Source organism: Sphingomonas sp. GW822-FHT03G08 (assembly GCF_058801135.1).
Genome location: NZ_JBXAMZ010000002.1, coordinates 671,038 through 692,191, shown reverse-complemented (window position 1 = coordinate 692,191; position 21,154 = coordinate 671,038). Strand labels below are relative to the sequence as shown.

Sequence of the window (21,154 nt, the reverse complement as noted above, 5' to 3'; positions counted from 1 at the left end):
CACTCCGGAAATGGTTACCCGAGCAATTATAGGATGATCCGTAATTTGAGGGGCGGACCTGTGGAAACTACGCAGTTTGGGAATGGTGGGCACAGTTAGTCCTATAATGGCTCTAGTTTCCCGCCCGTTAGGGCTCCCCTGTCAATCACGGCGCCTACAATAATCAAGGACGCCGGAAGCTAGTGGAAGATCAAGAGAATGCTCGGCATCATAAACAGCTGGCCCCTCGCGAAGAAAATGCTGGTGGCCTTTGCCCTTATCGGCACCCTGGTCCTTGGCCTGGGTGTCAATGGTTATGTGTCCAACAAGACCCTCAGCGGTGTCGCCACCCGCCATGTCGAGAATGGCATCACCGGCCTCTCGGGCCTGACCGACGTTCTTGCCGACATCCGCGAGCTCCGGATCATCGTCTACAGCTATTACAACGCCGCGACCCCGAAGGATGAAGCGAGCCTGGTTGAGCGCCGCGCCAAGGGCGAGGCCAAGCTGCTCGAGGATATCGACGCCTATCGCAAGGTCGCGGGCAGCGACTTCAGCGCCGATGTCGATGGCCTGCGCGCCAAGGCGACCGAGCTGATCGACGCCAACAAGACGATCTTCGAGCTCCGCGCCGCCAGTGACCTGGACGGCGCCGTCAAGGCGATCAAGGGCGTGGGCAAGGATCGCTCGCGCGCCGCCATCGACGCCGCCGACGCCCTGCTCACCCGCACCCGCGAGCGCTCGGCCAAGGACAATGAATATGGCCAGGGCCAGACGCAGTTCGCGCTGATCATGACGATCCTGCTGTCGCTCGTCGCGTTCGGCGGCCTGGGCGCGATCTGGCTCGCGATCAACCGCACCGTCGCCCAGCCGATGGCCAAGTTAACCGAAGCGACCACCGTGCTCGCCAAGGGCGGCGAAGCCGAAGTGCCGAGCCGTGACCGCCAGGACGAACTCGGCCAGATCGCCAACGCCGTCGAGCAGTTCCGCCTGGGCACCAAGGCCCGCGCCGAAGCCGATGCGCGCTCGGCCGCCGAACTTCGCGAAGTGATGGGCACGCTGCGCGATACGCTGCAGGCGCTGAGCCGCGGCGACCTGACCGCCGAGATCACCGCCGCCTATCCCGAGGCCTATGCCGAACTGAAGACCAACTTCAACGAAGCCGTGACCAGCCTGCGCACGCTGATCAGCTCGGTGATGGAATCGACCGCGTCGATCCACACCGGTTCGAGCGAGATCGCCCAGGCGTCGGAAGACCTCGCCCGCCGCACCGAGGCGAATGCCGCGAGCCTGGAGGAAACCTCCGCCGCCGTCGCACAGATGGACGACCGTCTGCGCGCGATGGCGAGCTCGGCCGGCCGCACCGTGGAACGTGCCGACGGCGCGATCAGCACCGTCTCGGGCGGCCGCGCGATCGCCGATGAAGCCGTGCAGGCGATGACTCGCGTCGCCGACAGCGCCAAGGGCATCGACAGCGTGATCGAAGGCCTCGACAAGATCGCCTTCCAGACGCGCGTCCTCGCGATGAACGCCGCCGTCGAGGCCGGCCGCGCCGGCGAGGCGGGCCGCGGCTTCGCGGTCGTCGCCGACCTGGTCTCGGCGCTGGCCATGCGCGCCGAAGAGGAAGCCGGCCGCGCCCGCGACCAGCTGACCGCCACCCAGACCGACATCGTCGCGGCGGTGGAGATGGTCGAGAAGGTCGACGGCGCGCTCGCCAACATCTCGAGCGATGTAAGCGAAGTGCACACCCTCCTCGCCGAAATGGCGACCGACAATGCCGCCCAGTCGACCGCGATCACCCAGATCAGCACCGCGATCGGCACGATGGACCAGTCGACCCAGCAGAATGCCGCGATGGTCGAGGAAACCTCGGCAGCCGCACGCAATCTGAGCAGCGAAGTCAGCTCGCTTTCCGAGCAGGCCGGCCGCTTTACCGTCGGCGCCGCCACGGTGCGCCCAGCGATGCGCTCCGCCCCTGCGCCGACTCCGATGCCTTCGCGCCCGGCCAAGCCGATTGGCAAGAAGAGCAATGGATATGTTTCACCGGTGAAGGCCCTGCCTGTCGCCAAGTCCTCAGCCACCGCCGGCGATGACGACTGGACGTCGTTCTGATGCCGGTCCGTTCAACCTAGCAATTGTGGGGGCAGGTCCGTGCAGGGGCCTGCCTCGTCACAGGAGACGCGGAAAATGCTCGCAAAGTTCAAGATACCAACCAAGATTCTGGCGCTCGTCGCCATTGTCGCCTCCGTGGGATTCGCCCTGTCGCTATTCGGGTCGAGCACGCTGCAGCGCATCGACACGAATTATGCCGAGCTGGTCGAAAACCGCATGCCGGTTCCCACGGAGCTGGCACGCGCCAATCGCCGCGTCTCCGACATGGCCTATGCCGGCTACCGCGCGCTGTCCTATGACGGCGCGTCGAAGGCTGCGCAGGAAGCCGGCAAGATCGAGCAGGGCAACTTCGAGGCGGCGACCCGGCTGCTCGGTAATGCCGAGAAGATGCAGCCCGCCCTCAAGCCCCAACTCGACGATTATCGTGGCCAGATCGCCAAGATCCACGATCTCGCAGCGCGCGCGATCAAGCTTGGCCAGCGCAACGACAATGACGGCGCCAAGGTCCTGCTGACCGAGATGGACCAACTGATCGACCAGCTGGCGGCCCAGATGGTCAAGTTCAACGACCAGATCATCGCCGACAGCAAGGCCAAGTCCGACGAGCTCGGCGAGAGCAGCGACAGCGCGTCGTACACGATGCTGATCGTCAGCATCGTCGCGATCCTGGCCGCGATGGGCATCAGCTTCGTCGTCTCGCGCTCGGGCATCACCCAGCCGCTCGCGCGCCTGCAGGACACGATGCGCGCGCTGGCCGGCGGCAACAACCGCGTCGACGTGCCGGGCACCGATCGCGGCGACGAGCTGGGCGCGATGGCGAAGACCGTGCTGGTCTTCCGCGACACCGCCCAGGCGCAGGAAGCCGCGGCCGCTGCCAAGGCGATCGCCGATGCCGAGCAGAAGATGGTCGTCGACACGCTCGGCCAGAATCTCGGCGAAGTCGCCAAGGGAGACCTGACCGCCGAGATCACCCGCGAATTCCCGGCCGACTATGCCGCGCTCAAGAGCAACTACAATGAAGCGCTCAGCAGCCTGCGCGCGCTGATCGGCTCGGTGATGGAATCGACCCAGACCATCCATACCGGCTCAACCGAAATCGCCCAGGCATCGGAAGACCTGGCCCGCCGCACCGAAGCCAATGCCGCCAGCCTCGAGGAAACCTCGGCCGCCGTCGCGCAGATGGACCAGCGGCTACGGACCATGGCCGGTTCGGCCGGCCGCACCGTGGAGCGTGCCGACGGCGCGATCAGCACCGTCTCGGGCGGTCGCGCGATCGCCGATGAGGCGGTGCAGGCGATGACTCGCGTGGCCGACAGCGCCAAGGGCATCGACAGCGTGATCGAGGGCCTCGACAAGATCGCCTTCCAGACACGGGTTCTCGCGATGAACGCGGCGGTCGAAGCCGGCCGCGCCGGTGAAGCCGGCCGTGGCTTCGCGGTCGTCGCCGATCTCGTCTCCGCGCTCGCCATGCGCGCCGAGGAAGAGGCCGGCCGCGCCCGCGACCAGCTGACCGCCACCCAGACCGACATCGTCGCGGCGGTGGAAATGGTCGAGAAGGTCGACGGCGCGCTCGCCAATATCTCGAGCGACGTGGGCGAAGTGCACACGCTGCTCGCCGAAATGGCGACTGACAATGCCGCGCAGTCGACGGCGATCTCGCAGATCAGCACCGCGATCGGCACGATGGACCAGTCGACCCAGCAGAATGCCGCGATGGTCGAGGAAACCTCCGCAGCCGCGCGCAACCTCAATACCGAGGTGAGTGCACTGTCGGACCAGGCCAGCCGCTTCAACGTGGGCAATGCCCAGGTTCGTCCGGCGGCACGTCCGGCCGCGACGAGCGCCACCCGCGCCTCGAAGCCGGCGGCGAAGGCCGGCACCGGCTATGTCTCGCCGGTAAAGGCCATGCCTCTCGCAACCGCCGGCACCGGCGGTGACGACTGGGCTTCCTTCTAAGGCCTGGCTCCAGCGTCAGGAGAAAGGGCGTCCCGGCTTCGGCCGGGGCGCCCTTCACTTTGGGGGGGGCAGTGCAGCTGCACGACCCGCGACAGCAATGTCTCGGTAATCGTCATAAAGCGGCTGGGATCGGCAAAAGCACGGGCCGAAAGCATTGCGCCGTAGATTGCGGACATGAAGGCGTCGGCCTCCTCGGCCGGCGAACCGACCAGCGCGACGCTATCCTGCCGCACACCGAGCGCGAGGATCCGCGCCAGCCAGTCGGTCAGCTCGGCGAAATGCGCGCGGACCGAGACGGCAAGCTTGTCGGGCAAGCTCGGCAGCTCGGCAGCGAGCATCGCGGCGACGCAGAAAGGCGCCGAATTGTCGAGAATGCAGCGCTCCCAATAACCGGCATAGGCACGCAGCTGCGCGGCGGCGTCGGGCTCGCCTGCCGCGAGTTGCGCGACCTGGGCATGGATTATCGCCCGTGACTGATCGACCACGGCCCTCGCCAGGTCGCTCTTGGCTGCGAAATGATGATGGATGCTCGCCTTCCGGATGCCGACCGCCTCCGCGATATCGGCATAGCTGAACCCGTTATAGCCCCGGGTCATGATGAGCCGCCGCGCCGTATCGACGATCTGCTCGGCTGTGTTCTGCGCCATATTCCTACCTTCCAATAGGTAGATACCACTTGCCGGCGAGCAGGCAAGTGGCTAGCGGAATATACCTACTAGTAGGTAGATGGAGATTCGAATGTCGGAAGTGATCGAGCACCGCCCGGGAAATGGGGCGCCCGGCGTCGCCGCCGAGGATGTGGCCGGGCTGCGAAGCTATTACTGGGTACGCGGGTTGGTCGCCGCTTGCTGGGTCGCCGCGACGTTTACGATCGGGAAAAACGCACCGGTGGTCGGAGCCGGGCTATTGGTCGTCTATCCAGCTTGGGACGCAGTCGCCAATCTGGTCGACGCGACCCGCAACGGCGGCCTGGGGCGCAACCTCACCCAAGCGTTCAACATGGCCGTCAGTTTCCTGACCGCGCTCGCCGTGGCGGCGATGCTCGGTAACATGCATGCGGTGCTCGCCATCTTCGGCATCTGGGCGCTCCTTGCCGGCCTGCTGCAGCTCGCCACCGGGATACGGCGCTGGAAGACCTACGGTGCGCAGTGGGTGATGGTGTTGAGCGGCGCCCAGTCGGCACTGGCCGGCATCTTCTTCTTCCAGCGCGCGCAAGGAAGCGCGACGCCGGGTATCACCGACATCGCCCCCTATGCCGCATTCGGCGCCTTCTATTTCCTGGTCTCCGCGCTGTGGCTCAGCTTCCGGCGCGGCCGCTAGCCCGACCCGCTTGACTGAAAGGAAAAAGGGCGCCGCGGCTATTGCCGGGCGCCCTTTTCTGTCGATCGGAGAATGGTTCAGGCGGCGACGCGCTGCGGGACGCGAAGGCCTTCGATGATCATCCGGTTGACTTCGATCAGCTCGCGGATGCGTTCACGGCCGGCGATCACGTCGCTGGTGTAGCGATCGACCCACAGGCCGAGCGAGACGATCTGCGCGCGCAGGTCGCGCGGCAGGCCATTATTGGGGTCGTTACAATCGGTGGTGAAGGCGTGCCACATCTCGCGATTGCGATGCAGCGACGGCATCAGCAGCGCGCCCTTCGCGCCCCGCTCTTCCGCATCCATCATCTCGCCGGTGATCTCGCCCAACAACCTGAGCTCCGCCGAGCGCGGCGTTTCGGCCCGGGCACGGGCTGCCTGATAAGCACTAAGGGTCATGCTCGCTCCATTTGCTTGACCCTTCATTCTAGGACGGTTGCGACCGCTCCGGGTGCGAACATCCTATAAGATTACTGCGCCCACCCGATTTCGGGCGCGCATCCGGGGAAAATCATTGGCCAACGCTATCCTTCCGCACGCGCTGCCGTCGGCACTGGACGCCTATCCGGGCGTGACCCTGTTGTCGCTCGACTGCTTCGACACGCTCCTGTGGCGCGACGTGCATGCCCCGCGCGACCTGTTCGGCGCGCTGGGCGAAGCCAATCTGCTCCAGCGCGGCTGGGCCGAGCAGACCGCGCGTAACAACGCCGCCGTCAGCCACCGCCGCAATGAAGTCCATATCGACGAAATCTACGCCGAGCTGATGCCCAAGGCGAGCACCGCCGAGCGCCGCGCCGCAGTGCAGGATGAGCTCGACGCCGAGGCGCGCCACTGCTTCGCGTTCGAGCCCACTGTCGAGCTGATGCGCGCTGCCAAGGCTCGCGGCATCGAGACGATCATCGTCTCCGACACCTATCTCGACGAAAAGCAGCTGCGCGGGCTGATCGCCGCCGCGGCGGGCGAGGAAGTCGCCGGCCTGATCGGCCGCATCTTCTGTTCGTCGCACTACGGCAAGGCGAAGAGCGAAGGCCTGTACGAGCCGGTGCTCAAGGCACTGAAGATTGCGCCCGAGAAAATCCTGCACATCGGCGACAACAAGAAGGCCGACGTCGACGGCGTCGCGCCCTTCGGCGTCAATACACTGCACCTCAAGCAGTTCACCGAAGGCACCGAGCAGCGCATCCGGCTGGAGAGCGCGATCAGCAACATCTTCCATGCGACCGAAGCGGGCTTGGCGATCACCCATCAGCCGCATCGCGCGACGATCGCGGCGAACGAGCCGCAGATGAGCGACACGGCCGAGGTGCTCGGCTACACCACGCTCGGGCCGGCACTGCTCGGCTTCGACCGCTGGCTGGAAGAGGAAGCTGCCGCGCTGCAGGCGCAGAATGGCGGCACCGTCCATGCCGTGTTCCTGATGCGCGACGGCTATCTGCCGCAGCTGGTGCATGAGGCACGCGGCCGCACCGGCCACGCCGTCGAGATCAGCCGCTTCACCGCCACCGCCGCCTCGCTGCGCACCGCGGAAGAGGTCGAGCATTATGTCCAGCGCGAAATCCTGAGCGATCTGCGCGCGGTTGCGCAGCAGCTGCTGCTGCCGGCCCCCGAAGCCGCCAAGCTGCTCAAGGAGAACAGCCGCCCCCTGCCATTCATGCGGGCGGTACAGGAGCCGCAGCGCATGCGCCGCATCATCGCCACTTCGCGTGCCTTTGCCGAGCGGCTGGTCGCCCATGTCCGCAAGGAAGTGAACCCGGCCAAGGGCGACACGCTGATGCTGGTCGACCTGGGCTATAACGGCTCGGTCCAGAACGATATCGACAGCCTGCTTGCCGCCGCGCTCGGCGTGAAGGTCGCCGGCCGTTACCTGCTGCTGCGCGAGCAGTCGCGCAGCGGCCTGGATAAGAAGGGCTTTATCGGCCACGACGACTATGACTGCGCGGCACTGGAATCGCTGTGCGCCAATGTCGCCGTGCTCGAGCAGCTATGCACCGCGGCCCAGGGCTCGGTTGTCGATTACGAGAAGGATGGCACCGCCATCCGCCGCGGCAACTCGATCAAGTCGCGCCAGTCGGCGGTACGCGACCGGGTGCAGGAAGGCTGCCTGCGTTTCGTTCGCGACGAAGGCAAGGCGATCATCCGCGCGGTCGCGCCGGCGCACGAGACGGTCATGTGGCGCCGTGCTGCCGCGGCCGTCCTCGGCCGGCTGATGTATGTGCCGCTCGGGTCCGAGCTGGCGGTACTCGGCGAGTTCGAGCACGACATCAACCTGGGCGTGGACAACACCGTCTCGCTGTTCGACCCGGCCATCGCGAAGAAGGGCCTGCGCCAGCGCGGCCTGTTCTACATGAAGGGCGCCGAGCGCATGTACCTGCCAGCCGAGCTGCACGGCGAAGGGCTGGCGCTCAAGCTGAGCCTGCTCGCCCAGCGCCGCTTCGCGATGCCGCTCAAGTACCAGGATTTCGTCGACAACTCGATTTCGCTCCCGCTGATCGTCGCCGACGGCAACCAGGTCTCGACCGGCAACGTGACCGCCACGCCGACGCATGACGGCTATTACCTGGCTCCCATCCCGATCGGCGACAGCCGCTTCTCGGTGGGCGTCCAGTTCGGCCAGCTCTACGACTATGTCCAGGTGGAGAGCGCGGTGTTCATGCCGGTCGAAACCTTCCTGAGCGACAAGATCCAGCACGGCACCGGCGAGATCGATGCCCTGCCCTCGCTCGAAGGCATGGATCAGGTCGCGCCGCACCTCTTCCGCTGCGAGAACGAGTTCTCCTTCATGATGGTGCCGCCGCCGCCCCGCCAGGGCGACCGGCCGATGATGCTCGCCATCGCATTCCGCCCGATTGCCGCGCGCGCGCCCGCCGCGCCCGCGCCCGCCACCACCACGCTCATGGGAGCCGTCGCATGACTCTGCTGATCCACTCCATGTCCGAATTCTCGGACATCATCCTCCAAGCGCTGCACATCGCCGGTGCCCGCAACATTGCCGAGGTCGGCGCCGAGTTCGGCGGCACCTCGCAGCAGCTCGCCGCCTATGCCCGCGCGACCGGAGGTAGCCTGACCAGCATCGATCCGGCGCCGAAGCAGGAGTTCATCGACTGGGTCAACCAGACCCCCGAGGTGCGCCACATCGCCAAGCCGAGCCATGACGCGATGCCCGAGCTCGCGGACATCGACGCCTGGGTGATCGACGGCGACCACAACTACTACACCGTGATCGAGGAGCTGCGCATCGCCGACCGGCTGGCGCGCCGCGACGGCAAGCCGCTTTTCGCGCTGATGCACGACGTCTCCTGGCCCTGCGCCCGGCGCGACTGCTATTACGCACCCGACCGCATCCCCGAGGAACACCGCCACCCCTACAGCTTCGAGGGCGGCGTGGCGCTCGGCAGCGCGGCCTGCACCCCCAATCGCGGCTTCCGCGGCGCCGGCAGCTTCGCCTGGGCACTGCACGAGGGCGGCCCGCGCAACGGCGTGCTGACCGCGGTAGAGGATTTCCTCGACGAAGCCCGCACCGACGACCGCCAGCTCGCCTGGGCGCATGTGCCCGCGGTGTTCGGCCTGGGCGTGCTCTTCGAGTCCTCCGCCCCCTGGGCGCCGGCGCTCGCCGAGATGATCATGCCCTGGCACAACAACAAGCTGCTGGCTTCGCTCGAGGCGAACCGCCTGCGCAACTACCTGGCCGTCATCGACTGGCAGGACCGCGCCGCCGAGGCCGCTTAACCAATTTGCCGCGGCGGCGACCCTGCCCCGGCAAAACCTTCCTATAATTCTGGAAACAACAGGGACATTGGGCGAACCGCCATGCTCAACGGCATCGGATTCATCATCATTCTCGTCTGCGTATTCGGCAGCTTCGTGATCTCGGGCGGCAAGTTCGAGATCATCGCGCACGCATTGCCGCACGAGATGATGGCTATCGCAGGCGCATCGATCGGCGCGTTCATCGTCGCCAACTCGATGTCGACCGTGAAGAACGCCGGCAAGGGCATCATGCGTGCCTTCAAGGGCAGCAAGTGGAAGGCGCAGGACTATAAGGACCTGCTCACCCTGATGTTCACCGTGCTCTCCACCTTCAAGAAGGGTGGCGCCACGGCACTCGAGCCGCACCTGGACAAGCCTGAGGAGAGCAACCTCTTCACGCCCTATCCGCGCCTGCTCAAGGACCATCACCTGATCGAGTTCGTCTGCGACTATCTCCGCATGATGACGGTCAACTTCGAGGACCCGCATCAGATCGAGGCCGCGATGGACGCGGACATCGAGAAGCATCACCACGAAGAGGCCGGCCCGCAGCACGCGCTCCAGATCATGGCCGACGGCCTGCCCGCGATCGGCATCGTCGCCGCCGTGCTCGGCGTCATCAAGACCATGGGCTCGATCGACCAGCCGACCGAGATCCTCGGCTCGATGATCGGCGGCGCGCTCGTCGGCACCTTCCTCGGCGTTCTGCTCAGCTACTGCGTGGTGGGCCCGCTCGCCTCCAAGCTGCTCGAGACGATCGATGCCGACTGCAAGCCCTTCCAGATCGTGAAGACGGCAATCGTCGCCTATGCCCAGAACCAGCCGGTTCAGGTGGCCATTGAAATTGCTCGCCGCATGACGCCGTCGGCCTACGCGCCGACCTTCCAGCAACTCGAAACCGCACTTGACGAGGCCAAGAATGGACCAGTCCCAGCAGCTGCCTGATGCCGAGGAGCGCGCGCTGCGCCTCCCCGCCCATGGCACCACCGTTACGGCCGAAGACCTGCGCGTGCGCCTCGTGCTCGCCGCAGACCTCGACGACGCGATCGAAATCGATGCGTCGGAAGTCGAGAGCGTCGGCCAGGCCGTCCTCCAGCTCCTCGTCGCCGCGCGCGCCGAAGCTGCTGCGGGCGGCCAGGAATTCCGCATCGCCAACCCTAGCCCCGCATTCGTCGATCGCGTGAACCGCAGCCAGCTGGCAGCGGCGATCGGCCTCGAGACCGGAGACGTTCTGTGAGCAAGTTGATCCTTACCGTCGATGATTCGGCGAGCATGCGCATGCTGCTCAAGACGTCGCTGACCGCCCAGGGCTTTCGCATCGAAAGCGCCAATGACGGCGAGCACGGCCTCGAGCGCATGCACGAAGTGAAGCCCGACCTTCTCATCACCGACATCAACATGCCGAAGATGGACGGTTTCGAGCTGATCGAGGCGGTGCGCGGCGTCGCCGAGTTCCGCGGCACCCCGATCCTCGTGCTGTCGACCGAATTCTCGGACGAGAAGAAGGCCCGCGCCCGCTCGGCCGGCGCCACCGGCTGGATCACCAAGCCGTTCGAAGCCACCAAGCTGGGGGCGGCCATCCGCCGCGTGTGCCCGTGAGCGACGAACTCGACGAAATCCAGGCGATCTTCTTCGAAGAATGCGCCGAAGGTCTGGTGACCGCCGAGCAGGGCCTTTCGGCCATGCAGGCCGGCGACGTCTCGGCCGAAACCATCGCGGGCGTGTTCCGCGCGGTCCACTCGATCAAGGGCGGCGCCGGCGCGTTCGGCCATGCTGACCTCACCGCCTTCGCGCACAAGTTCGAGAACGTCCTCGACGAAGTGCGCGGCGGCAAGATCCCGCCAAGCCCCGGCGTGGTCAAGGTGATGCTGAGCGCCTTCGACATCCTGACCGACCATGTCGAATCCGCCAAGGGCCTGGCGCCCCGCCCGGCCGACCAGGCCGCGCTCGCCGCGCTCGAGCAGGTTCTTGAGAACAAGGGCGCCGATGACGGCGCGCCCGTGGCCAACTCCACCGCCCCCATACCGGCGGCGGTGGAGACTCCGGCCGCGCCGGCTGCCGCCGACGAGGCGGACGAGTTCGGCTTCGTGCCGATGGCCGTGTCGCTTGACGATTTCGACGCCCCCGCCGAGGCTCCGGCCGCGGACGCACCGTGGATCGTCACCTTCAAGCCCTCGCGCGCCGCGCTGGCCAATGCCGGCGAGCCGCTGCTGATCGTCCGCGAACTCGAAGCGCTCGGCGCCGAGATCGTCGCGGTCGATACCTCGACGGTGCCGCCGCTGCGCGACCTCGATCCCGAGGACGCCTATTTCACCTGGACGCTGCGCGTTCCGGGCGAAGTGAGCGAGAGCGACATCAACGACTGCTTCGACTTCGTCGCACCGGATTCGATCGTAGAGGTCCGCCGTGACGAGAACGCTGCCCCGGCCACCGCGCCGGTAGTCGAGGTTGCCGCCGCGGACGAGTTCGGCTTCGTGCCGGTGACCGCCGGCGTCGAGGACTTCGCCGCCGAGATGCAGCGCGTCGTCGAGACGATCGCCGCGGCCTCGCCGGCCGTCGGCAGCGTCGATACGCCCGCCATCGCCCCCAAGGCGAACAGCGATGCGCAGCAGACGATCCGCGTCGACCTGGGCAAGCTCGACCTGCTGCTCAACCTGGTCGGCGAGCTGGTGATCCGCAACTCGATCCTGGCCGACCGGCTCTCGCCGGCCGATCGCCAGCGCGTGGAACTCCCGGAACTGGCCCGCCTGACGCGCCAGATCCAGGACAATGTCATGTCGCTGCGCGCCCAGCCGATCAAGCAGGCCTTCAGCCGCGTGCCGCGCATGCTGCGCGACCTCTCGGTCGAGACCGGCAAGACGATCAACCTCGAGACCACCGGCGAGACGACCGAAGTCGACAAGGGCGTGATCGAGAAGATCGGCGATCCGCTGACCCACATGATCCGCAACGCCGCGGACCATGGCCTGGAAAGCGCCGAGGAGCGCATCGCCGCGGGCAAGTCGCCTGAGGGTACGATCAAGCTCTCGGCCGAGCAGAAGGGCGCGCGCATCTTCGTGCGGGTCTCGGACAATGGCCGCGGCATCAATCGCGAGCGGGTCAAGGCCAAGGCCATCGAAAAGGGCATCATCCCCGCCGATGCGCAGCTGTCGAACGAAGAGATCGATCAGCTGATCTGCGCTCCCGGCTTCTCCACCGCGGAGACGATCTCGAACATCTCGGGTCGCGGCGTGGGCATGGACGTGGTCCGCTCGAACGTGGAAGCGCTTGGCGGCCGCATCGAGATCCACTCGGTTCCGGGTGAAGGCACCACCTTCACCATGATCCTGCCGCTCACCCTGGCGATCCTGGACGGCATGATCGTCCGCCTCGCCGGCCAGCGCTTCGTGCTGCCGCTCGCGCATGTGCTCGAGACGGTCCAGCCCGAGCCGGGCCAGGTCAAGCGCACCGCGCCGGACAGCGAAGTGATCGACATGCGCGGCGAATATGTGCCGGTGAAGCGCACGACCGAGATCTTCGGGCTGAACGACGACCGCGCGGTCGAGGACAGCCTCGTCGTGATCGTCGAGAGCGAAGGTTCGGGCAAGGTCGGCCTCGTCGTCGACACGATCGATGACCGCCGCGAGGTCGTCATCAAGAGCCTCGACCAGAATCTCCACCCGATCCGCGGCCTGGGCGGCGCCACCATCCTTGGTGACGGCTCGATCGCACTCATCCTCGATATTGAGGCGCTCGTCGCCTCCACCAACCGCTATACCCCGAAAGGACTGGCAGCATGACCACGACCAACGACAACGCCGGTACCGACCGCAAGATCGTTACCTTCTCGCTCGCCCAGCAGACCTTCGGGATCGACATGCGCGCGCTGATCGAAATCCGTGAATGGGACGAGCCGACCCCGCTCCCCAACGTCCCGGGCTTCATCAAGGGCGTGACCAACCTGCGCGGCAACGTGATCCCGGTGGTCGGCCTCGCCGAGCGCCTGGGCTGGGAGCCGAGCGTGATCCACGCCCGCTCCTGCGTGCTGGTCGTCAACATCGCGGGCAAGCAGGCCGGCTTCCTGGTCGACGAAGTCAACGACATCGTCGCCATCGGCGAGACCGAGATCCAGCCGGCCCCCGAGGTCGAGACGATCGAGCCGACCGTGATCGCGGGCCTGGTGCGCATCGCCACGCGCCAGAAGGACGGCACCCGGGACGAGAAGGGCACCATGGTGCTGCTGCTCGACCTCGACGCGCTGAGCCTGACCAAGCACCTGGATCTCGCAGCGTGACCGCCGCCGGGGGCGCCCTGGCGCCTGCCGGCGTCGGGGTGGGCATGGCGGCGGCGAATGCGGAGCTCACGCCCCGCGATTTCGCCGCCATCGCCGCCATCATGCACGAGGATGCGCGCATCGCGCTGAGCGAGGCGAAGACCACGCTCGTCCAGTCGCGCCTGGGGCGCCGGCTGCGCGAGCACGGCCTGGCCAAGTTCTCCGACTATGTCGCGCTCGTGCAGAGCGACCCGGTGGAACGCCATGCGATGGTGGTGGCGCTGACCACGAACCACACGCATTTCTTCCGCGAGCCGCATCACTTCGATCATTTCCGCGAACACGTCCTGCCGGTGCTCAAGCGCAAGCAGGGCCCGATCCGGATCTGGTCGGCGGGATGCTCGTCGGGCGAGGAAGTCTATACGATCGCCATGTGCCTGCTGGGCCCGGACCGCACGTCGGCCACCTGGCTGCGCAACGCGGACGTCCGGCTGCTCGCCACCGACATCGCTCCCCACGTGGTGGAATCGGTACGTCGCGGCTTCTATGCCGACAACGTCGCCGAGGCGGTGCCCGAGCCTTATCGCTCCACCTGGATGAAGCCCGTGCAGGGCGGCTACCAGATGGCCGACGAGGCACGCGCGCTGGTGACGGCCAAGGTGCTCAACCTGTTCGAGCCCTGGCCGCTCAAGGCCGCCTATGACGTGATCTTCTGCCGTAACGTGATGATCTATTTCGGGGATCCCGCGAAGGAAGAGCTGGAGGCGGGTTTCGTCAACCAGCTGGCTCCCGGCGCGCACCTCTATATCGGTCACTCGGAACGGCTGATCGGGCCGGCGGCGCGCCACATGCGCTCGTGCGGTCACACCATCTATCAGAAGCCGGAGGTGCACTGATGGCACCGGTACGTACGCTTATCGTCGATGACAGCGCCTCGATGCGCGCGACGCTCAAGCGCATGCTTGCCGCGGACCCGGCAATCGAGGTCGTCGGCATGGCGCCTGAGCCGTTCGCGGCGCGGGAGATGATCAAGCAGCTCAACCCCGATGTGCTGACGCTCGACGTCGAGATGCCGGGGATGGACGGGCTGTCGTTCCTCGAGCGCATCATGCGCCTCCGGCCGATGCCGGTGGTGATGTGCTCGACGCTGACCGCGCGCGGCGCCGAAGTGACGATCGAGGCGCTCCGCCTGGGCGCGGTCGACTATGTCACCAAGCCCAGCGGCACGCCCGAAGATATCGAGCGCGACGCGGTGCTGCTCTGCGAGAAGGTGAAGGCCGCCGCCCGTTCGGTCGCCCGCGCCGGCCCGCAGCGCCTGCCCGCCCAGCCGACCCTCGCCGCCGGCGCGGTCGGGGACCGGATCATCGCGCTCGGTTCGTCCACCGGCGGTGTCGAGGCGCTGTTCTCGCTGCTGCCGGCACTGCCGGAAAACTGTCCGCCGGTGCTGATCGTTCAGCACATGCCGGCCGCGTTCACCCGCAACTTTGCGGAGCGGCTGAACGGCGAATGCAGGGTCAATGTCGTGGAAGCTACGGACGGCGCACCGGTGCTGCCTGGAACCGTCTATATTGCTCCTGGAGGGCAGCGCCACATGGAGCTGCGCGGAGGCATTCGCGGCCATATCAAGCTGCGCGATGGCGATCCGGTCTCCGGCCACCGGCCTTCGGTGGACACGCTGTTCCACTCGGTCGCGCCGCTGGGCGCCGCCGCGGTCGGCGTGATCCTTACCGGCATGGGTTCGGATGGTGCGCAAGGAATGCTGGCCATGCGCCAGGCAGGTGCTCGTACGCTGGGCCAGAGCAAGGAAACTTGCGTGGTCTGGGGGATGCCGCGGTCAGCCAAGGAGCTGGGTGCGGTGGAACATGAAGTTGGTTTGTCTGGCATGCCTGAGGCGATCCTCAAGGCCTGCCGCGAAAAGATTGGGAGCGTCTGATGCCTGCTGCTGCAGCGATCAAGGTGATGGTGGTCGATGACCAGACCAGCATGCGCGCGATGATCCGTCGCGCTCTGCAGGATCTCGGGTTCAAGGACGTGCGCGACAAGCCGAGTGCCCAGGAAGCCCTGGCCTCGGTCAAGGCCGACCGCGTGCACCTGATCATCTCCGATTTTAACATGCCGGAAATGGACGGCCTCCAGTTCCTGGAAGCGGTCCGCACCGATGCGGTGATCGGCAAGACGGTGTTCATCATGCTCACCGGCTCGTCGGACAAGGAGATCGTCCAGAAGGCCGCGGCCCTGGGTGTGAACAACTATGTCGTGAAGCCCTTCGCGCCCGCCGCGCTGAAGGAGAAGATCGAGCGCGTCTTCGGCGAGCTCACCTGATGCGCCGGCTCGCCATTGTTCAGGGCGAGCATGCCGTGGTCGCCGAGCCGGGGGTGGTCGTTTCCACCCTGCTCGGCAGCTGCGTCGCGGCCTGTCTGTTCGATCCGGTCGCCCGGGTCGGGGGCATGAACCACTTCCTGCTCGGCGAGCCCAGCGCGGACCAGCGCGTGGGTGCCGCCGAGATGGCGCGCTACGGCGTGCATGCCATGGAAGTGGTCATCAACGGGATGATGCAGAAGGGCGCGGTGCGCGGCCGGCTGATGGCGCATCTATACGGGGGTGCCAACATCGTCTCCGGACTGGGCTCGATCGGCTCCTCGAACGCGTCGTTCGCGCGCCGCTTCATGGAAACCGAAGGCATCCAGGTGGCGCATGCGGACCTGGGGGGAACGAGCGCGCGCAAGATCGAGTTCCTGCCGCATGAGGGCCGCAGCCGCTGCGTCAAGGTTACGGACCGCGTGCCCGAGCGCCCGCTGGTCCCCGTTCAAGCCCCGGTTTCCGGTGGCGATTTGGAGCTGTTCTGATGTCCTGCATGCCCATCCCCTCACAGCTCTCCGGTTCGCAGGCGATCTCCGGCTTCGACCCCTTCTCGTCGACGCTCCACACCGTGGTGGCGAACGAGATCCGCGAGATGCGGGTGAAGCTCGAGGCACTGGCGGAAGTGCTCGTATGCGACGAGCATTTCGCGGCCTCGTACCTCGAGCAGCTGCAGGACTTCGACTATCTCATCCAGCATGCCGATGAGTGCGTGAACCTGCTCGAGCGGATTGCCGGGGGCGAGGACTCGCTCACCGCGATCGGCCATATCCGCCTCGGCGCCGTGCAGCAGCGCATGCGCGACGCGCTTCGGAGCGCCTGACCATGCCAGCTTATGGCGGCAATGATCGTCCGATCATCATCAAGCGGGTCAAGAAGGTCGCCGGGGGTCACCATGGCGGCGCCTGGAAGGTCGCATATGCCGACTTCGTGACCGCGATGATGGCGTTCTTCATGCTGCTATGGCTGATCGCCAATCCGGACAAGCAGCGCCTGAAGGGCCTCGCCGCCTATTTCTCGCCGACCGTGTCAGACACCGCGCCGTCGACTCCCGTGATGGGAACGTCGGAAGGTGCCGGCGGCCAGGCGCGCCGTTCGTCGAACGACAGCAGCCGCGCCAATGGCACGCCAACCACCGAGGCCGCGACCAGCGGCGCGGCGCGCGGCGGCACCGCCAATGTGCCCGACACCTCGATGCGCGTCCTCGCCAGCGAGCTGCAGGTCGCGCTCGATTCCGTGCCGCAGGACCAGGGCCGCAAGAGCGTGGCGATCCAGCCCGACCGCGACGGCATGCGCATCACGCTGATGGACACCGACAAGCAGTCGATGTTCCGCGCCGGCACTGCCGAGCTCAATCCGTTCGCCCGTTCGCTGCTCGCCAAGACCGCGGCCAAGCTCGCCCAGTCGGGTGGCCAGATCGCGATCGAGGGACATACCGATGCCTCAGGCGGCGGCCAGAGCGACGCCAACTGGCAGCTTTCGGGCGCCCGCGCGCTCGCCGCGCGCCAGGCGATGATCGCATCGGGCATGACAGCGGACCGCTTTGCAGAGGTCGTCGCCATGGGCGGCACCCGGCCGGTGTTCCCGGACCAGCCCGATCGACCGGAGAACCGGCGGATCACCATCGTCCTGAAGGCGGAAGCTTCGTCGCTGCCGACCGACAGCAGCTTCAAGTTCTGAGTATCGGCGCCATGAAGAAGATCCTGTTCCTGATCGTCGTGCTGCTCTCCGGGCTTGGCCTGGGGGGCGCTGCTGCATTCGGCACCCTGCTGGTGCTGGGGCCCCGCCCCGCCCAGGCCGCTTCGGCTCCGGCAGCTGCAGAGGAAGTCAAGACGGCGTTCGTGCCCGTCGACAAGCTGCTCGCACCGCTTGTCTCGGCCGATGACGGCCGCCTGACCGGCTATGTCCAGTTCCAGTTCAACCTCGAGGTGCCGGAGGACAAGTCGTCCGAGGTGACCGCGCGGCTGCCGCTGCTGCTCCACGCCATCAACATGCGCACCTTCAAGACGCCGATGGCAGCGGGCAAGGACGGGCTGCTGCCCAGCCTCGACCAGTTCCGCAAGGTAGTGGAAGCATCGGCCCCCGAAGCGTTCGGCGCCGGCGTCGTCCGCAAGGTCGCGATCACTCAGGCTACTCCTGCGTAAACTACGTATTTTGTAGGATATGGGCCCGCCTCCGCCGTCGCCCACCCTATAAAATAGGAAGAACCCGCAACCAGCCGAGGACAAAGTGGAAGCCATCCCCGCCAGCGCATTCGAGGATCGCGACGACTGGGTCGAGCGCGCACCACGTGCCGTGGCCACCCTGCTCGTCGGCAAGCTGAGCCATGAGGGAAATCCCGGCCAGCTTTGCCGCGTACGGAATATCTCCGAGCATGGCATGCAGATCGACACGATCGCGTCCCTGCTGCCGGCCATGAAGATCAGCGTCGAGCTGCGCGGTGGCGCCCAGCTGAGCGGCGCGATCGCGTGGACCAAGGGCAGCCGTGCCGGCGTCCGCTTCGACGCACCCGCCGACGTCAACGCGATCCTAGGCAAGCCCCAAGCCGAAGCCACCGCAGCGCGCCCGCGCTCGCCGCGCTTCACCGCCGACGTGCCGGCGCGGATCAGCTCGCTCGGCCGCTCGATCGACGTGATCGTTGCCGACCTGTCCCAGGGCGGCGCCTGCCTCCGCCTGCAGCGCACGCTGCGCGTCGACAGCGAAGTGATCCTGATGATCCCCGGCCTGCCCACGCGCCGCTGCACCACGCGCTGGAGCAACGAGGAATTCGCGGGCATCGCCTTCCACGATCCGATTTCCTACACCGAACTCTCGGCCTGGCTGGACAGCCCCGCAGCGCATAGCTGAACGATTTTACGATCTTAACGCAGACTGGGGCGTCCGCGCCGTGGCACGGGCGCCTCTTTTTGCGTTCCAACACCGGGTGCGCTCCGACTCGCGGAAGTACACAAAGTACAGGCCAAGAGCGGGTTTTCGCCCTCGCTATCTTCCCTATTTTCCCGGAGACGCGTCCGATTTCGCAATATTCTTGCGGCAGCGTGATCCTATTTTCCAACAGAATGACAGAGCGGCCAGCGAGCGGACGGGCCGGACCAGACGACCAGGCGAAATCCCACATTGCAAGGACGGGACGGAACCACGGCCTCGCTCAGCAGGGGCCGTGCCAGAAGACCTCGTGGCTGAGCTCGGAATAACAGCCCTCGAGCATCGGCAACGCCCGCTTGCCGGCACCGACATGATATCCCCAGCCGCCATCGAAAAAGGGCTTGATCAGGATATCGACGCCCCATTCGTGCACGATGACCCGATCGGGATGGAGGCCCGCAATGGCAGCGGGCCATTGGCTCTCCGGGATGGAAGCATAATATTCCGGCGGCCTGGCCGGATATCTTGCGATCAGCGCTCGGGCTTCGCCGCGGATCGCCGCCAGCCTTGCCGGATCGGATACGGGCCAGGGGAGATGCGAGAGCAGCAACGGCGCCATAGGCCAGCAGCATCGCCAGGGCGACGAGCGCGATGGTGCAGCCTTTCCGACGCGTCATCTGCGGAGTGAAGCATATCTTCGATGCGTTAGCTATCGGCGGCACAGATATACGGCACCGCAATCCTCCCCCGGAGTGCGAGGGGGACCGCCAGCGGAGCTGGTGGTGGAGGGGAGCGCGCCTCAAGCGACATAGCCCGTGGAGAATACCCCTCCACCAGCTTCGCTGCCCCCCTCCCCCTCCGGGGGAGGATTGATTGAACAACCCTCCGCCCCCCGAAGCAAAAAGGGCGGGCGCCCCCCGGCACCCGCCCTTTCTTCCCTGAACACTCGGCCGCTTCGCTATGTGGCGAAGCTTTTGACCAGCGACCCGGCGACCAGCGCCCAGCCATCCACCAGCACGAAGAAGATGATCTTCATCGGCAGGGATATCGTTGGTGGCGGGAGCATCATCATGCCCATCGCCATCAGCACCGCCGACACCGCCAGGTCGATGACCAGGAACGGCAGCAGCAGAAGGAAACCGATCTCGAAGGCGCGGCGCAGCTCGGAGATCATGAAGGCCGGCGCCAGCGTCGTCAGCGGGGTCTCGGCCCGGTTCTGGATCGGCTTGCCGCCCAGATCGGCGAACAGCTTGAGGTCGCCGTCGCGCACCTGGCTGAGCATGAACTTCTTGAAGGGCTCCGCGGTGCGCTCGAACGCGACCTGCTCGGTGATCTGGCCCTTGGTGTAGGGATCGACGCCCTGCTCCCACGCCTTGTTGAAGGTGGGGGCCATGACGAAGAAGCTGAGGAACAGCGCCAGGCTGATGATCACAGGGTTGGGCGGCACGCCGGGCGCGCCGATACCGGTGCGCAGCAGCGAAAGCGCGACCACCATGCGGGTGAAGCTGGTGACGGTCATCAGCAGGCCCGGGGCCAGGCTGAGCACCGTCAGCATCAGCACCAGCTGGATCGCCTTGGCCGAGAGCGCGCCGTCAGCGCCGCCGATGTTGATCGTCGTGCCCTTGGACTGGGCATACGCCTCAGCCGGCATGAAGATCAGGGCGGCGACCGCCGCCGCGAGGATCTTATGCATCGATCGCGGCCCGGACCGCTGCGCGGTTCCACCGCGTGGTGTTGCGCGGCTCGCGGACGCGCTTGGGCGGACGCTGGGCCGACGGCGTGCAGGCTGCAACTACCGTGGGCGAGGCCACCTTGGCGGCAGTGCGCTTGGCCGGGCGCTTCGGCAGCTCGATCGACTTGGGTAGCTCGATCAGCTTCGAAATCTCGGGAAGCTTGGGCAGCTCGACACGATCGACCAGCTTGGCGAAGTTGCCGCGCAACGCGGCGAGATCCTCGGCCAGGTTGGCGGCCGGCACCGGCTCCGCGGCGACTTCCGGCTCGGCCGGCTCGGGCGCGGCGATGCCGGTCTCGATCGTCGACTGGCCCTCGGGGCCGAACATCACGAGATGCTCCATCCCGTCACGGCGGATCAGCGCGACCGAGCGCTTGCCGTCGACCGACAGCCGCTCGACGATCTCGATACGCTTGCGGCGCGAGCTGCTCACGCGGCCGGGCAGCTTCACGTCATAGCGCTTCACGAACCACAGCGCGCCGGCGAGCATGCCGAGCACCATTCCGAGCGCACCGATGGTGCGCAGCATCGACAGGATATCCATCAGTGGCGCTGCTTCTTCACGAGCTCGGTGATCTCGAGCGACATCACTTCGCCGTCGACCAGGACGACGCCCTTCGCGACGAGTTCGTCATTCACATATACGAGCGAGGGATCATCCTGGCTGCTTTCCAGCGGGATCATCGCGCCACGGCTCATCTGCAGGACCTGGCGGATCGGCACATTGGCCGAGCCCAGCACGATCGACATATCGACCATAATTCCGTCGAGCACTGACATGCGTGTTCCTTT

General features: G+C 66.4%; 24 protein-coding genes. 18 read left to right on the top strand and 6 right to left on the bottom strand.

What is annotated here, in order from left to right; genetic code table 11:
- Window positions 1-198: 198 nt before the first annotated feature.
- Both AC1RJ5_RS20570 and AC1RJ5_RS20565 read left to right on the top strand, forming a co-directional pair.
- Window positions 199-2,091 (top strand): methyl-accepting chemotaxis protein, encoded by a 1,893-nt coding sequence (locus tag AC1RJ5_RS20570; RefSeq protein WP_493115411.1) that lies wholly within the window; start codon window positions 199-201, stop codon window positions 2,089-2,091.
- Between the two features lie 75 nt (window positions 2,092-2,166).
- Window positions 2,167-4,047 carry a methyl-accepting chemotaxis protein gene (locus tag AC1RJ5_RS20565; RefSeq protein ID WP_342249835.1) on the top strand — a complete coding sequence of 627 codons (1,881 nt, stop codon included), beginning with the start codon at window positions 2,167-2,169 and terminating at the stop codon, window positions 4,045-4,047.
- On the opposite strand, the gene AC1RJ5_RS20560 is transcribed toward AC1RJ5_RS20565, so the two are convergent.
- On the bottom strand, window positions 4,044-4,694 hold the full coding sequence (locus AC1RJ5_RS20560) for a TetR/AcrR family transcriptional regulator (protein ID WP_269576113.1): 651 nt from the start codon (window positions 4,692-4,694) through the stop codon (window positions 4,044-4,046). The genes AC1RJ5_RS20565 and AC1RJ5_RS20560 overlap by 4 nt on opposite strands.
- Before the next feature lie 91 nt (window positions 4,695-4,785).
- Between AC1RJ5_RS20560 and AC1RJ5_RS20555 the strand changes: the two genes are divergently transcribed.
- On the top strand, window positions 4,786-5,367 hold the full coding sequence (locus AC1RJ5_RS20555; RefSeq protein WP_269576114.1) for a DUF308 domain-containing protein: 582 nt from the start codon (window positions 4,786-4,788) through the stop codon (window positions 5,365-5,367).
- Window positions 5,368-5,444: 77 nt separating this feature from the next.
- Here the strand turns inward: AC1RJ5_RS20555 and flaF are convergent, their stop codons facing one another.
- Complete coding sequence (gene flaF / locus AC1RJ5_RS20550; RefSeq protein ID WP_184168603.1) at window positions 5,445-5,807, bottom strand: flagellar biosynthesis regulator FlaF; 363 nt, start codon at window positions 5,805-5,807, stop codon at window positions 5,445-5,447.
- Window positions 5,808-5,922: 115 nt separating this feature from the next.
- On the opposite strand from flaF, the gene AC1RJ5_RS20545 reads away from it, so the two are divergent.
- The 15 genes from AC1RJ5_RS20545 to AC1RJ5_RS20475 all read left to right on the top strand — a co-directional run bounded on the left by AC1RJ5_RS20545 (window position 5,923) and on the right by AC1RJ5_RS20475 (window position 18,612).
- Window positions 5,923-8,319: an HAD family hydrolase gene (locus AC1RJ5_RS20545; RefSeq protein ID WP_493115408.1), complete on the top strand. Its 2,397-nt coding sequence runs from the start codon at window positions 5,923-5,925 to the stop codon at window positions 8,317-8,319.
- On the top strand, window positions 8,316-9,134 hold the full coding sequence (locus AC1RJ5_RS20540) for a class I SAM-dependent methyltransferase (RefSeq protein WP_269576116.1): 819 nt from the start codon (window positions 8,316-8,318) through the stop codon (window positions 9,132-9,134). Before AC1RJ5_RS20545 ends, AC1RJ5_RS20540 begins: the two co-directional genes overlap by 4 nt.
- Before the next feature lie 81 nt (window positions 9,135-9,215).
- Complete coding sequence (motA, locus tag AC1RJ5_RS20535; RefSeq protein WP_269576117.1) at window positions 9,216-10,100, top strand: flagellar motor stator protein MotA; 885 nt, start codon at window positions 9,216-9,218, stop codon at window positions 10,098-10,100.
- Window positions 10,075-10,392: an STAS domain-containing protein gene (locus tag AC1RJ5_RS20530; protein WP_184168607.1), complete on the top strand. Its 318-nt coding sequence runs from the start codon at window positions 10,075-10,077 to the stop codon at window positions 10,390-10,392. Before motA ends, AC1RJ5_RS20530 begins: the two co-directional genes overlap by 26 nt.
- Window positions 10,389-10,754, top strand: a complete 366-nt coding sequence (locus AC1RJ5_RS20525; protein ID WP_269576118.1) for a response regulator — start codon at window positions 10,389-10,391, stop codon at window positions 10,752-10,754. Before AC1RJ5_RS20530 ends, AC1RJ5_RS20525 begins: the two co-directional genes overlap by 4 nt.
- A complete protein-coding gene (locus tag AC1RJ5_RS20520) occupies window positions 10,751-12,934 on the top strand; it encodes a chemotaxis protein CheA (protein WP_269576119.1) in 2,184 nt (727 codons plus the stop codon). The genes AC1RJ5_RS20525 and AC1RJ5_RS20520 overlap by 4 nt, the downstream gene beginning before the upstream one ends.
- Complete coding sequence (locus AC1RJ5_RS20515; protein WP_184168610.1) at window positions 12,931-13,428, top strand: chemotaxis protein CheW; 498 nt, start codon at window positions 12,931-12,933, stop codon at window positions 13,426-13,428. The genes AC1RJ5_RS20520 and AC1RJ5_RS20515 overlap by 4 nt, the downstream gene beginning before the upstream one ends.
- Window positions 13,425-14,303, top strand: a complete 879-nt coding sequence (locus AC1RJ5_RS20510; protein WP_409372639.1) for a CheR family methyltransferase — start codon at window positions 13,425-13,427, stop codon at window positions 14,301-14,303. Before AC1RJ5_RS20515 ends, AC1RJ5_RS20510 begins: the two co-directional genes overlap by 4 nt.
- Complete coding sequence (locus AC1RJ5_RS20505; protein WP_493115404.1) at window positions 14,303-15,340, top strand: protein-glutamate methylesterase/protein-glutamine glutaminase; 1,038 nt, start codon at window positions 14,303-14,305, stop codon at window positions 15,338-15,340. The genes AC1RJ5_RS20510 and AC1RJ5_RS20505 overlap by 1 nt, the downstream gene beginning before the upstream one ends.
- Window positions 15,340-15,729, top strand: coding sequence for a response regulator (locus tag AC1RJ5_RS20500; RefSeq protein ID WP_184168612.1), 390 nt, complete (start codon window positions 15,340-15,342; stop codon window positions 15,727-15,729). The genes AC1RJ5_RS20505 and AC1RJ5_RS20500 overlap by 1 nt, the downstream gene beginning before the upstream one ends.
- On the top strand, window positions 15,729-16,253 hold the full coding sequence (locus tag AC1RJ5_RS20495; protein ID WP_184168613.1) for a chemotaxis protein CheD: 525 nt from the start codon (window positions 15,729-15,731) through the stop codon (window positions 16,251-16,253). Before AC1RJ5_RS20500 ends, AC1RJ5_RS20495 begins: the two co-directional genes overlap by 1 nt.
- A complete protein-coding gene (locus tag AC1RJ5_RS20490; RefSeq protein ID WP_269576122.1) occupies window positions 16,253-16,588 on the top strand; it encodes a hypothetical protein in 336 nt (111 codons plus the stop codon). Before AC1RJ5_RS20495 ends, AC1RJ5_RS20490 begins: the two co-directional genes overlap by 1 nt.
- Window positions 16,589-16,590: 2 nt before the next feature.
- The gene (locus tag AC1RJ5_RS20485) at window positions 16,591-17,445 is read left to right on the top strand and encodes a flagellar motor protein MotB (protein ID WP_269576123.1); all 855 of its coding nucleotides are present in this window, start codon (window positions 16,591-16,593) and stop codon (window positions 17,443-17,445) included.
- 11 nt (window positions 17,446-17,456) lie between these two features.
- Complete coding sequence (locus AC1RJ5_RS20480) at window positions 17,457-17,909, top strand: hypothetical protein (protein ID WP_184168616.1); 453 nt, start codon at window positions 17,457-17,459, stop codon at window positions 17,907-17,909.
- Window positions 17,910-17,994: 85 nt separating this feature from the next.
- Entirely contained in the window at window positions 17,995-18,612 is a 618-nt protein-coding gene (locus AC1RJ5_RS20475; protein ID WP_269576125.1) for a PilZ domain-containing protein, read from the top strand.
- A 301-nt stretch (window positions 18,613-18,913) separates the two neighbouring features.
- Here the strand turns inward: AC1RJ5_RS20475 and AC1RJ5_RS20470 are convergent, their stop codons facing one another.
- From AC1RJ5_RS20470 to AC1RJ5_RS20455, 4 genes are all read right to left on the bottom strand, one after another.
- On the bottom strand, window positions 18,914-19,249 hold the full coding sequence (locus AC1RJ5_RS20470; RefSeq protein WP_342249841.1) for a hypothetical protein: 336 nt from the start codon (window positions 19,247-19,249) through the stop codon (window positions 18,914-18,916).
- A gap of 339 nt (window positions 19,250-19,588) precedes the next feature.
- Window positions 19,589-20,323, bottom strand: coding sequence for a flagellar type III secretion system pore protein FliP (gene fliP, locus AC1RJ5_RS20465; RefSeq protein WP_342249842.1), 735 nt, complete (start codon window positions 20,321-20,323; stop codon window positions 19,589-19,591).
- Window positions 20,316-20,906, bottom strand: coding sequence for a FliO/MopB family protein (locus AC1RJ5_RS20460; RefSeq protein ID WP_342249843.1), 591 nt, complete (start codon window positions 20,904-20,906; stop codon window positions 20,316-20,318). The genes fliP and AC1RJ5_RS20460 overlap by 8 nt, the downstream gene beginning before the upstream one ends.
- Window positions 20,906-21,142 (bottom strand): FliM/FliN family flagellar motor switch protein, encoded by a 237-nt coding sequence (locus AC1RJ5_RS20455; RefSeq protein WP_184168621.1) that lies wholly within the window; start codon window positions 21,140-21,142, stop codon window positions 20,906-20,908. The genes AC1RJ5_RS20460 and AC1RJ5_RS20455 overlap by 1 nt, the downstream gene beginning before the upstream one ends.
- Window positions 21,143-21,154 lie beyond the last annotated feature (12 nt).